Below are 12,017 nucleotides of genomic sequence, written 5' to 3'. Positions count from 1 at the left end.
CATCGACGACCATGACGACGACCTTCCCCGACGGATTCCTCTGGGGCGCGGCGACCGCCGGCCACCAGATCGAGGGCAACAACGTGAACAGCGACTGGTGGGCCCGCGAGCAGTCCATGCCGGGCATGGAACTGTCCGGCGACGCCTGCGACAGCTACCACCGCTACCGCGAGGACATCGCCCTCCTCGCCGACGCCGGGCTCACCTCCTACCGGTTCAGCCTCGAGTGGTCACGGATCGAACCGGTGCAGGGGCACGTCTCGCGGGCGGAGCTCGCCCACTACCGGCGCATGATCGAGTGCTGCTTCGAGCACGGCGTCACCCCGGTGGTCACCCTGCAGCACTTCACGACCCCCCAGTGGTTCGCCGAGCGAGGCGGCTGGCTGGCGCCCGACGCCTCGGAGCGGTTCCAGGCGTACGTCACGGAGGCGACCACGATCCTCGACGGCGTCGAGTGGGTCGTCACGATGAACGAACCGAACATGCAGGCCGCGATCATGACGGCCATGCGACGCATGCAGCAGGCCGGTGGCCAGTGGCAGAGCCCGACCGTCGAAGCCGAGGGGGAGCAGGAGCAGCAGACGCACAGCGACTTCCTGACCTATGCCGATCCGGAGATCGGACGGACCTTCACCGCCATCCACCACGCTGCGCGGAAGATCGTCCGGGAACGCACCAGCGCCAAGGTCGGCTGGACCATCGCGGCCGGCGCGCTCACCGCGGCCCCGGGCGGCGAGGAGAAGCTGCTCGAGATCCGGTATGGCAAGGAGGACGTCTACTGGGAAGGCAGCCGCGGTGACGACTTCGTCGGGGTGCAGGCGTACTCCAGTCAGCAGGTGGATGCGCGCGGACTCGTGCCGCACCCGCCCCACCCGGACAACACGCTCGTCGGCACCGCCTACCGCCCGGACGCCCTCGCGATGGCCGTCCGTCACGCCTGGGAGGTCACGGGAGGCGTTCCGGTGCTGATCACCGAGAACGGGATCGCGACCGCCGACGACGAGCAGCGGATCCGGTACACCCGGGAGGCACTCGAGGGTCTCGCCGGAACGATGGCCGACGGCGTCGACGTGCGTGGGTACCTCCACTGGTCGCTGCTCGACAACTTCGAGTGGGGCCACTGGGAACCGACGTTCGGTCTCATCGCCATCGACCGGGAGACCTTCGTCCGGGCGCCGAAGCCGAGCCTGGCGTGGCTCGGCGGGGTCGCTCAGCAGAACGCGCTCGACACGGTCGGCGTCGCCGGAGCCTGATGACCGGGTGCGGGGTCCACACGCGTGGGCCCCGTCCCGTCATCGCCGGATCAGGACCGCTCCACGGGCCCGGTCGACTCCCGCATGATCAACGTCGTCACGCAGGCGGGAGATGGTCGACGCGTCGACGCCGGCCTCGCGGGCGTCGTCGTAGATGGTCGGCGCGGTGCATCACGCAGTGGTGCGGGCCGGTGTCTCCTCGGCGAGGGTGCCCTGTGGATCGTCCATGTCGTCCTCTGTCCGTCGTGCGTCGGAGCGCCGACACCGCGAATGTGATGACAACTTCTGGCAATCGGTTGACAGATTTTGTCTTGCTCGGTCAAAATAGCACGACCAACCCCTCGCACCGTCGCGGAGGAAGAAGGAAACGACACCCATGACGAACACCCCGGTCATCCCCGGCTATCACCCCGATCCCTCGATCTGTCGTGTCGGTTCGGACTACTTCCTCGCGACCTCGAGCTTCGAGTACTCGCCCGGCGTCCCCCTGTTCACGAGCACGGACCTCCGCTCGTGGCACCAGCTCGGCAACGTCCTCGACCGCGAGAGCCAGCTGACGGTGCGCACCGGAGTCGACGGCGCGAGCGGTGGCGTCTACGCCCCGACCCTGCGACACCATGACGGCCGGTTCTGGCTCACGACCACGAACGTCGACGAGATCACCAGCGGCCACCTCATCGTGCACGCCGAGCGTCCCGAGGGACCCTGGAGCGAGCCGGTCCACACGGAAGGCCTGATCGGCATCGACCCCGACCTGGCGTGGGGGGACGACGGCGTCTGCCGGCTCACCTGGGGTGACGTCATGCGCGGGTGCATCTCCCAGGTCGAGGTCGACCCGTCGACCGGCCAGGTCCTGTCGGAGCCCGTGGTGCTCTGGCGCGGCATCGGAACCGGGGACACCCATCCCGAAGGCCCGCACGTGTTCAAGCGCGGGGACTGGTGGTACCTGCTCGTCGCCGAGGGCGGCACCGGTCCCGGCCACATGGTGACCGTCGCGCGGTCGGCGAGCATCGACGGCCCGTTCGCGGGGAACCCCGCGAACCCGATCCTGTCGCACCGCAGCACGACCGACGCCGTCCAGTCCACCGGACACGCCGACCTGGTGGAGGCCGAGGACGGCAGTTGGGCGATGGTCCACCTCGGCGTCCGGCTGCGTGGATCGTTCCCGCGATGGCACACGAACGGCCGCGAGACCTTCCTCGTCGGCATCGACTGGGTGGACGACTGGCCCGTCGTCGTGGAGGACCGCTTCCCGGAGCCGACCCCGGAGACCTCGTTCGTGGACACCTTCGACGCACCGACCCTGCACCCGCGGTGGATCGCCCCGGGCGTGGCCCCGGCATCCTTCGCACGGGTCCGGGACGGGCGGTTGCACCTGACGGCCGGGCGGGCCCCGGCCAGCCGCGACGCCGAGCACCTGCTGGCGGCACGAGCGCGTGACGAACAGTGGGCTGTGGAGGTGGTCGCGCCCGAAGGCGACATCGCGCTCGGCGTCCGCATCGACGACGCGCACCAGGCCGTGGTGCAGCGGGTCGGCGACCGCGTGACGGTCCGGGTCGTCATCGGCCCCCTCGACCAGGTCATCGCCGAACGGACCGGCGTCGACCGGCGTCAGCCGCTGACCGTCCGCGCCGTCGCCAACCCGCAACAGCGTCCGGGCGCGCGCACCGGCCCCGACCGCATCGTCCTCGGCGTCGGCAGCGAGCCGGACGTGCTCGCCGACATCGACGGCCGATACTGCTCGACCGAGGTCGCCGGCGGGTTCACGGGTCGCGTGATCGGGATCGAGGCGCTCGGCGGCGACGCGACCGTCACCCGGTTCTCCTACAGCGCGCTCCACTGACCCCGACCCGCTCAGCCCCGTTCAGTCCCGCCCAGTCCCGACCCGATCCGCACCACCGGCCGTCACCACCTCGCATCGTCGCGAAGAAGGAACCTCATGCTGAAACCCCGGTCCACCCCCACCCGTGACCTCTCGAACCTCGACGGCCTGTGGTCGTTCGCGCTCGACTCCGCCACAGGCGAGCAGCCGTGGCTCGAGCGACTCCCCGGCTCGCTCGAGGTCGCGGTCCCCGCGAGCTACAACGACCAGTTCACGTGCGCCGAGATCCGCGACCACGTGGGCTGGGTCTACTACCAGCGACCCGTGTCCGTCCCGCGCGGGTGGGACGGCGAACGCATCATGCTCCGGTTCGACGCTGCGACCCACGCCGCGAGGGTCTACGTCGACGACGCCTTCGTCGGGGAGCACCAGGGTGGCTATACACCGTTCGAGATCGACATCAGCGACCGGGTCCAGGCGGGGGCGAGCGTCCGCCTGACGGTCGCTGTCGACAACCAGCTGACGAACGACACGATCCCGCCGGGCATCATCAGCGAGGCGCCGGACGGCCGCAAGCAGCAGGCGGTGCTCCACGACTTCTACAACTACGCGGGGCTGGCGCGCTCGGTCTGGTTGTACAGCTCACCCAAGGTCCGGGTGGAGGACGTGACCGTCGTCACGGAGGTCGACGGCGCGGACGGGATCGTCACGTACCGCGTCGCGACCACGGCGCCGGCCGATGTCCGCGTCCGGGTGCTCGACGCCGCCGGAACCGAGGTCGCCACTGGCGCGGGGGAGTCCACCACCCTCACCATCCCGGGCGTCACCCGCTGGCAGCCCGGCGCGGCCTATCTGTACGACCTCGTCGTGGAACTGTTCGACGACGAGACCCTCGTCGACAGCTACACGCAGGCGTTCGGCGTCCGCACGGTCGAGGTCCGCGGAGCGCAGCTCCTCATCAACGGCGAGCCCTTCTACTTCACCGGGTTCGGCAAACACGAGGACACCGCCATCCGCGGCAAGGGACACGACAACGCCTACCTGGTCCACGACTTCCAGCTCCTCGACTGGATCGGCGCGAACTCCTTCCGCACCTCGCACTACCCCTACGCCGAGGAGGTGCTCGAGTTCGCCGACCGGCAGGGCATCGTCGTGATCGACGAGACCGCCGCGGTCGGGCTCAACCTCGGCGTGCAGGGCGGCCTCACGGGCATCCCGCCCACCCCGACCTTCGCGCCGGAGAACTTCGGCGGGGTGACGCGCGAGATCCACGCGCAGCACCTCCGAGAACTGATCGACCGGGACAAGAACCACCCGAGCGTCGTCATGTGGTGCATCGCGAACGAGCCGGCGTCGAACGAGGAGGGCGCGCGGGAGTACTTCGAACCGCTCGTCGAGCTCGCCCGCGAGCTCGACCCGACGCGGCCGCTCACCTATGCGGCGGTGATGTTCGCGAACGCGCAGAACGACACCATCGCCGACCTCTTCGACGTCCTCAGCATCAACCGCTACTTCGGCTGGTACGTGTTCACCGGAGACCTCGCCACGGCCGAGCACTACCTCGAGCAGGACCTCCGTGGGTGGGCGCAGCGGTTCGGGAAGCCGATCATGATGTCCGAGTACGGCGCCGACACGATGCCCGGCCAGCACTCCGTGTGGGACCTGCCCTGGAGCGAGGAGTACCAGACCGACTACCTCGCGATGAACCACCGCGTCTTCGACCGCATCCCGGAGTTCATCGGCGAGCACGTGTGGAACTTCGCCGACTTCCAGACGTCACCCGGCATCCACCGGGTCGACGGGAACCGCAAGGGCGTCTTCACCCGCGACCGCAAACCGAAGGGCGCCGCGTTCTCGTTGCGGCGTCGCTGGACGGGACTCGACGGGTCGAAGCCCGGGCAGGCCGCCGACGGAGCCGACGAGGACCGCTGACCCGTCCATCCGCGCGCGGCCCCTCGGGGGTGAGGGCCGCCGCGGGTGATCCCGACCCCGCACCACATCCCGCACCACCCGACCGAAGAAGGAACCCATGGGCATCAACGACGAGCTCACTCCAGAGGAGTCCTCACGCATCACCATCGCCGCTGCCACGGCGCGTCCCATGACCTCCGGCACCGCCGCAGGTCCCACCACGACCAACCTCCCGACGCCCGACGGCCCGACCCGTCCAGTCAGCGCCCGCTTCATCGTGACGATGATGCTCGCGAACTTCGGATCGTCCATGGCGTTCATCGTCCCGCTGTCCTACTCGCTGGCCCTCCGGATCCAGGAACTGGTGCCCGGCCATGAGGAGGTGTTGGGGTACGCGACGGGACTCGCGCAGGCGGTGTTCATCCTCACGGCACCGCTCATCGGCATCTGGAGTGACCGCACCCGATCGCGGCTCGGTCGCCGTCGCCCGTTCATGCTGGGCGGGATCGTCTTCGGACTCGTCGGTCTGCTCGTCATCTCCGTGGCCCCGAGCGTGCCCGTCCTCATCATCGGGTGGATCATCGCCATGTTCGGCTGGGCCAATGTGGGAGCGGCGATCATGTTCCTCCAGGCGGACCTCGTGCCGGAACAGCAACGCGGCAAGATCTCCGGACTCACCGGCCTGACCGCCCAGGTCGCGCCGATCCTCGGCATCGGCATCGTCTACGCCGTGGTCGACATCAGCACCGTGCTCGTGTTCCTGCTGCCGGGTGTCGTCGGAGCGGTCACCGTGCTCGCGTTCGTCCTCCTCGGCAAGGACCCGGACTCGCGGGGCATGGCGCTGCCGGACGACCGCATCTCCCTGAAGAAGGTGTTCTCGAGCTACGCCTTCAATCCGCGGAAGTACCCGGACTTCGGGTGGAACTGGCTCGGCCGCTTCACGTTCTTCATCGGCCTGTACTTCAACACGAGCTTCGCGACCTTCTTCTACGCCCAGCGGCTCGGGCTGCCGGTCTCCGAGATCGCCGGCGCCGTGACCGTCATCGGCCTCCTCGGAGTCGTCGCCGCCGTCGTCGGAGCGCTTGGCGGCGGATGGGTGTCGGACAAGCTGGGGCGACGGAAGCTCTTCGTCCTCATCGGAGCGCTGCTCTTCGCGGTCGGCGCGGTGATCGAGGCCACCGCGTTCTCCTTCCCGCAGCTCGTCATCGGCGCCGTCATCATGAACCTCGCCCTGGCGGCGTTCGGAGCGGTCGACCAGGCCATCGTCCTGGCGATCCTTCCCGACCGTTCCGAGGCCGGCCGCTACATGTCGGTCGTGTCGTTCGCGCAGAAGCTGCCGAGCGCGATCGCGCCGCTCCTGGCCCCGGCGATCATCGCGATCGGTGCGGTGGACGGGGTGAAGAACTACACGCTCCTGTATCTCGTCGGCGGGGTGTTCGCCCTGCTCGGCGGGTCGATCATCCTGACGAAGGTGAAGGGCATCCGGTAGGTGGGTCGAGTGGCGTCCGTCAGCCGCCGTTCGACTGGCGGATGCCCTCGCCGAGCGCGGTGAAGCGGTAGACGTACCCGCCGGCTTCGCCGCTGACCGTCACGTACGCGTCGGTGGTCCCCGGTTCGATGGCGAGGTTCGTGGCCGATCCGACCCCGTCCTCGTCGTGCGGCATCTCCACGGTGGCGAGGTGCTCGCCGGTGTCGCTGTAGACGAGCACCGCGGCCCGCCCGTGGAGACCGAGGTAGAGGTTGCCGTCGGCGTCCACCACGGCCGAGTCGACCTGCGTCGTCCCGCCGTCGATGTAAAGCGCCGGGAACGCCACCGCCACCCGCGATCGGGTCTCGTCCAGCCGGACGAAGTCGACCTGGTTCCCCGTGTTGTGCGTCACCCAGAGGCCGTCGAAGCCGGGCGTGAAGGCGACGCCGTTGGGGGCGGCGAGCCCGTCGGCGAGGACGCTCGGCTCGGCGGTCGAACCGTCGATCCGGATGAGCCGGCCCGACGCCTCCCAGTACGGCCGGTCGTACCCGGCGGAGTCCGTGACGTAGAGGTGCCCCGCCTCGTCGAAGGAGACGTCGTCCGGGTGGATCGGCGCCCCGTCGACGTCGCCCGCGAAGAACTGCCGGAGGTCGCCTCCGTCCGCCGTGACGCTGTCGATCCGGCCACCGATGAAGTCCGTGAGGTACAGGCGGTCGTCCACGGGGCTGAACTGCGCGGAGGTGTACGCGCTCGTCGAATCGGTGTGGACGGGCGTGACGTCGAGGGACTCGGTGTCGATCCGGAGCACCTTCGGTCCGCCGGGAGGTGCCGTGACGTCCACCACGTAGAGGTCGCCGTCGGGTCCGAACGTCGGGCCCTCGAGGAGTGTCATCCCCGTGAGTTCGTGCGGTGAGGTGACCTGGAGGAGTTCGGTGGCGGTGATGGTGGTCGCCCCTGCAGGTCCCGTCGTCGACGAGGCGGCGGGCGCGGTGGTGGCGGTGGTGCAGCCGGCCAGCGTCGTCGCCAGGACGAGGCCGCCGAACACCCGGACGTCGCGGCGTCGCCACACGGCGGTGTCGGCGCTCATCGGCTCGCGCCAGCGGTCGTGGTCTCGGCGGTCACGAGCACCTCGTGCAGCCCGTTCGCCCGCCACTCGGCCAGCAACCGTCGGAACTGGAGTGGGCTGCCCGAGTACGAGGCGCCGGTCATCGACCGCGTCCCCTCCCCGTTGTAGTACCCGGGCGTGCAGGCGGCCTGGTAGGCGGTCACGTCTCGGGCGGTCCGGGCGATGGTCCGCACCCAGGCCTCCTCCGCTTCCGCCGTCGGCTCGACACGGACGACGTCCGCCGCGCGTGCCTGCTCGACGACCGCAGCGATGTGCTCGGCCTGGTCGCGCAGGATGTGCGCGAAGTTCACCGAGGTCGCGTTCTGGATCGGGCCCAGCTGGAACAGGTTCGGGAAACCGTGGGTCATGAACCCGTGCAGTGTCCGCGGTCCGCGGCCCCAGGCCTCGAGGAGGTTCCGACCGTCGCGTCCGACGACGGGCAGGGTGCCTGAGACGACGCCGGACACCCCGGCTTCGAACCCGGTGGCGAAGATGACGCAGTCGACCTCGTACTCGGTGTCGCCGACCACCACGGAGCGCTCGGTCATGCGTGTGATCCCGCCGTGGTCGGCGGTGTCGACGAGGGTCACGTTCGGGCGGTTGAACGTCTGCAGGTAGTGGTCGCTGAAGGCCGGACGCTTGCACATGTAGCGGTACCACGGCTTCAGGACGGCGGCCGTGGCCGGGTCCTCGACGACCGCGTCCACCCGCGCTCGGATGCGGTTCATCGTGGCGGCGTCCTGGAGCTCCTCGAGCAGCTCCCGCTCGTCGTCGGGGATCGTGGTGTCGACCCGCCCCGACAGCACCTTCCGCTGCAGCGTCGCCGTCGCCGTCCAGCCGTCGTCGATCAGCGACTCCTCGACCGGTTCGCCGGAGAGCACAGCGATGAAGTTGTCCATCCGTTCGCGCTGCCAACCGGGACGGAGCGACGCCGCCCAGTCCGGGTCCGTCGGCCGGTTGTCGCGGACGTCGACGGTCGAAGGCGTCCGCTGGAACACGATGAGCTCCTGGGCGTCGCGGCCGAGGTGGGGGATCACCTGGATGCCCGTCGCCCCGGTGCCGACGACCGCGACCCGCTTGTCCGCGAGACCGGTGAGTCCGCCGTCCGCGCTCCCGCCCGTGTAGTCGTAGTCCCACCGACTCGTGTGGAAGGTGTGGCCGCGGAACGTCTCGATGCCGGGGATGCCGGGGAGCTTCGGTTGCGTCAGCGTGCCGGAGGAGGTGATGACGAACCGCGCCGTCATGCGGTCGCCGCGATCCGTCTCGACGATCCAGTGGCCGCCGTCGTCATCCCAGGTGAGCCTGGTCGCGCGGGTCTGGAACAGGGCGTCGGAAAGGAGCCCGTAGTGCTCGGCGATCGCGTCGGCGTGCTGCCGGATCTCCTCGCCCGGGGAGTACCGCCAGTTCGGGACGGTCCCGATCTCCTCGAGCAGGGGCAGGTAGACCGAGGACTCGACGTCGCAGTGGATGCCGGGGTAGCGGTTCCAGTACCAGGTGCCGCCCACACCTCCGGCCTCGTCCATGAGTCGGATCGACTCGACGCCGGCGTCGCGGAGGCGTGCCGCGGTGAGCAGACCGCCGAATCCGGCGCCGATGATCAGCACCTCGACGTGGTCGGTCCGGGGCTCGCGCTCCTGCCAGGCCGTGTAGGGGTCCTTCGCGTAGTATCCGAACGCACCCGCGGCGCGGCGGTACTGGGCCTGGCCGTCGGGGCGGAGTCGACGATCGCGTTCGCGCGCGTACGTTGCGCGGAGGGCGTCGAGGTCGATGTCGTCGGTCTCGGGGAGCGGGGCTGTCGTGGTCATGGAGAAAGCTTAGCTTTTGACTAAGTAAATAGTCCTGGGGATCTGCTGAGTCACCACTACCGTGGTCTCATGAGCGCAGCGGAACGGGGTCGGGACGCGGTCGTCCGCAGTGTCGAGGCGCTGGCGCTCACCATCTCGATCCGGTCGATCCCCATGAGCCTCGAGCCGCTCCTGAAGACCGACCTCACCATCGCGCAGCTCAAGGTGCTCTCCCTCGTGGTCACGAGCGAGGACGGCGCGACCGGCGGGGGACTCGCGGAGACCTTCGGCGTCTCGATGGCGACCACGTCGAAGCACGTCGACCGTCTCGTGGAGCAGGGGCTCGTCACCCGCGAATTCGACGCGGACGACCAGCGCGTCCGGCGGATCCGTGCGACCGAGCTCGGCCGGGCCGTGGTGCTGCGCATGATGGCGTCGCGTCCGGAGCTCGGCTCGGAGGTCCTGCGGGACCTCGCCACCGAGGATCTCCGAGCGCTCGAGCAGGGGCTCCGCGCCGTCGACGAGTTGCTGCGAGCCCGGCGCGGCTGACCGGCCGGTGCCGCACCGGCTTCCACATCAGGCCGAGGGGTTTCCCCTCAGGCGCCCCTCACGACCGCGACGCCCTGGGACCCCAGACGGAGGCCGGCCGCCGAGGCGCCGCTCAACAGGTCGATGCCGGACAGGGTCAGGGTGATCGGCGTTGCACCGTGGTTGATCACGACGGTGAGGTCCCCACGACGGACGGCCTCGACCCACGACGGCGTCGGCTCGTCGTGGACCCGGAGTGGCGCGATGCCCGCCTCCGCCACCAGCGCGCGGATGAGTGCACGGGTGTCGTCGAGACCCAGGCGCGTCGCCAGGTACCACGCGGTCCCGTCGCCGCTGACCCGGCGGGTGAGCGCGGGCCGACCGCTCAGCGGTCCGTCGGCGAACACCGCCTGCACGTCGGCGTCGTGCACCCGGACGGCCTCGCTCCACTCGACGCCGATCGCGGCACCGTCGGCGAAGACCGGACCCTCGACCCGGACGGACGGGGCGACGGTCGACTCCGGACGCACCGGGATGGCTCCAGGTCGGTCCCAGGCGCCGGCGAGCGGGACGAACTCCTCGATCCAGACACCGAGGGTCTGCTGCAACGGCCCCAGGTAGCCGCCGAGCCGTGCCCGGTGCGTGGTGTCCACGATCGCCGACTGCGGCGTGACGAGCAGGACGGAGCCTCCGCGGACGGCGGCGTCGAGCGCGGCGAGCCGCGCATCGTCGGCGACGAACATCGCCGGCGCGACGATCAGCGCGTACCCCGAGAGGTCTTCGTCGCCGCGCACGAAGTCGACCACGACACCCTCCTCCGACAAGGCCGCGTGCCACGGCGCGATGAGCGACGGGTAGCTCGAGCGCATCGGGAGCCCTCGGTGTTCGATCGCCCACCAACTCTCCCAGTCCAGGACGATGGCGGCCCGCGCGCGGACCGGCGCACCCGTCACCGCGTCGAGCGAGCCGAGCTCAGAGCCGAGCGCCTCGATCTCGCGCCAGATCCTGGTGTCGGTCCCCGCATGCGGAAGCATCGCGGAGTGGAACTGCTCGGCGCCGACGGCGGATTGCCGCCACTGGAAGAACAGGATGCCGTCGGCTCCGCGGGCGATCGCCTGATAGGACAGTGCGCGCATCTGGCCGGGGGCCTTCGGCGCGTTGCTCGGTCGCATGTTCGCCGCGCCCGCCGCCTGTTCCATGAGGAGCCAGGGGCGCCCGCGCCCGAGCGACCGCATCAGGTCACGCGCCAGGGCCGCGGACCGGGCCGCGTCGGGATCGGCCGGATCCGGGTAGAGGTCGTCGGCGACGACGTCGACGTGTGGCGCCCATCGCCAGTAGTCCAGACCGCGGAACAGGCCCATGAAGTTGGTGGTGACCGGGATCTCCGGGGTGACCCGCCGGAGGACGTCCTTCTCGGCCAGGAAGCAGTCGAGCAACTCGTCCGAGCTGAAGCGGTCGAAGTCGAGGAGTTGCGACGGGTTGCCGTACGCGGGTGTCGTGCGCGGGGGCTCGACCTGATCGAAGGAGGTGTAGCGCTGCGACCAGAACGTCGTGCCCCATGCTTCGTTCAGGGCGTCGACCGTGCCGTACCTCCTGATCAGCCAACGGCGGAACGCGTTCCCCGACTCCTCGCAGTAGCAGCGCGACACATGGCATCCGTACTCGTTGTTGACGTGCCAGAGCACGAGGGCGGGGTGGTCGCCGTACCGCTCGGCGAGGGCGGTGACCAGTCGGACCGCCGCTTCGCGGTAAGCGGGCGAACTCGGGCAGTACGCCTGCCGGGAACCGGCGTGCAGTCGAACGCCGTCCGCCGTCACCGGAAGGGACGCGGGATACCGGTGGGAGAACCACATCGGCGGCGATGCCGTGGCGGTCGCCAGGTCCACTCGGATGCCGCCCGAGTGCAGTGTGTCCAGCACGGTGTCGAGCCAGGCGAAGTCGTAGACGCCTTCCTCCGGTTCGAGCAACGCCCAGGAGAAGACCCCGACGGTCGCGAGCGTGACGCCGGCCTGCTGCATGAGCGAGACGTCCTCGTCCCAGACCTCGCGCGGCCACTGCTCCGGGTTGTAGTCCCCGCCGAACCAGGGGGTTGCTGCGAATGCTGAACGCATGGGTCGTGATCCTCGTTCCGTGGGGCGGTCGATCC

Annotated in this window: 8 protein-coding genes; 5 read left to right on the top strand and 3 right to left on the bottom strand. The window is 69.9% G+C overall.

Annotated features, from left to right (window positions below; genetic code table 11):
- Positions 1 to 11 precede the first annotated feature (11 nt).
- From IFU30_RS09410 to IFU30_RS09395, 4 genes are all read left to right on the top strand, one after another.
- The gene (locus IFU30_RS09410; RefSeq protein WP_192005029.1) at positions 12 to 1,253 is read left to right on the top strand and encodes a glycoside hydrolase family 1 protein; all 1,242 of its coding nucleotides are present in this window, start codon (positions 12 to 14) and stop codon (positions 1,251 to 1,253) included.
- Between the two features lie 376 nt (positions 1,254 to 1,629).
- Entirely contained in the window at positions 1,630 to 3,096 is a 1,467-nt protein-coding gene (locus IFU30_RS09405) for a glycoside hydrolase family 43 protein (protein WP_192005028.1), read from the top strand.
- Positions 3,097 to 3,192: 96 nt separating this feature from the next.
- Positions 3,193 to 5,007, top strand: a complete 1,815-nt coding sequence (gene uidA, locus IFU30_RS09400) for a beta-glucuronidase (RefSeq protein ID WP_192005027.1) — start codon at positions 3,193 to 3,195, stop codon at positions 5,005 to 5,007.
- 97 nt (positions 5,008 to 5,104) lie between these two features.
- Complete coding sequence (locus tag IFU30_RS09395) at positions 5,105 to 6,475, top strand: MFS transporter (protein WP_071259900.1); 1,371 nt, start codon at positions 5,105 to 5,107, stop codon at positions 6,473 to 6,475.
- 19 nt (positions 6,476 to 6,494) lie between these two features.
- Here IFU30_RS09395 and IFU30_RS09390 read toward each other — a convergent pair whose 3' ends face one another.
- Positions 6,495 to 7,541: an SMP-30/gluconolactonase/LRE family protein gene (locus IFU30_RS09390; protein WP_192005026.1), complete on the bottom strand. Its 1,047-nt coding sequence runs from the start codon at positions 7,539 to 7,541 to the stop codon at positions 6,495 to 6,497.
- Complete coding sequence (locus tag IFU30_RS09385; RefSeq protein WP_192005025.1) at positions 7,538 to 9,364, bottom strand: flavin-containing monooxygenase; 1,827 nt, start codon at positions 9,362 to 9,364, stop codon at positions 7,538 to 7,540. Before IFU30_RS09385 ends, IFU30_RS09390 begins: the two co-directional genes overlap by 4 nt.
- Before the next feature lie 69 nt (positions 9,365 to 9,433).
- Here IFU30_RS09385 and IFU30_RS09380 point away from each other — a divergent pair, with 69 nt between their 5' ends.
- The gene (locus IFU30_RS09380) at positions 9,434 to 9,892 is read left to right on the top strand and encodes a MarR family winged helix-turn-helix transcriptional regulator (RefSeq protein WP_083397198.1); all 459 of its coding nucleotides are present in this window, start codon (positions 9,434 to 9,436) and stop codon (positions 9,890 to 9,892) included.
- 47 nt (positions 9,893 to 9,939) lie between these two features.
- Here IFU30_RS09380 and IFU30_RS09375 read toward each other — a convergent pair whose 3' ends face one another.
- Positions 9,940 to 11,982, bottom strand: coding sequence for a beta-galactosidase (locus IFU30_RS09375; RefSeq protein ID WP_192005024.1), 2,043 nt, complete (start codon positions 11,980 to 11,982; stop codon positions 9,940 to 9,942).
- Positions 11,983 to 12,017: the final 35 nt, after the last annotated feature.

The organism is Plantibacter sp. CFBP 8798 (genome assembly GCF_014841195.1).
GTDB classification, from domain to species: Bacteria; Actinomycetota; Actinomycetes; order Actinomycetales; family Microbacteriaceae; genus Plantibacter; species Plantibacter auratus.
The sequence above is the reverse complement of the archived record's forward strand: the minus strand, read 5'-3'. Positions and strand labels throughout refer to the sequence as shown.

Bases quoted from the DNA above. Each gene is read 5' to 3' on its own strand.
- IFU30_RS09410 (WP_192005029.1), top strand. From the start codon at position 12: ATGACGACGACCTTCCCCGACGGATTCCTCTGGGGCGCGGCGACCGCC.
- IFU30_RS09405 (WP_192005028.1), top strand. From the start codon at position 1,630: ATGACGAACACCCCGGTCATCCCCGGCTATCACCCCGATCCCTCGATC.
- uidA (WP_192005027.1), top strand. From the start codon at position 3,193: ATGCTGAAACCCCGGTCCACCCCCACCCGTGACCTCTCGAACCTCGAC.
- IFU30_RS09395 (WP_071259900.1), top strand. From the start codon at position 5,105: ATGGGCATCAACGACGAGCTCACTCCAGAGGAGTCCTCACGCATCACC.
- IFU30_RS09390 (WP_192005026.1), bottom strand. From the start codon at position 7,541: ATGAGCGCCGACACCGCCGTGTGGCGACGCCGCGACGTCCGGGTGTTC.
- IFU30_RS09385 (WP_192005025.1), bottom strand. From the start codon at position 9,364: ATGACCACGACAGCCCCGCTCCCCGAGACCGACGACATCGACCTCGAC.
- IFU30_RS09380 (WP_083397198.1), top strand. From the start codon at position 9,434: ATGAGCGCAGCGGAACGGGGTCGGGACGCGGTCGTCCGCAGTGTCGAG.
- IFU30_RS09375 (WP_192005024.1), bottom strand. From the start codon at position 11,982: ATGCGTTCAGCATTCGCAGCAACCCCCTGGTTCGGCGGGGACTACAAC.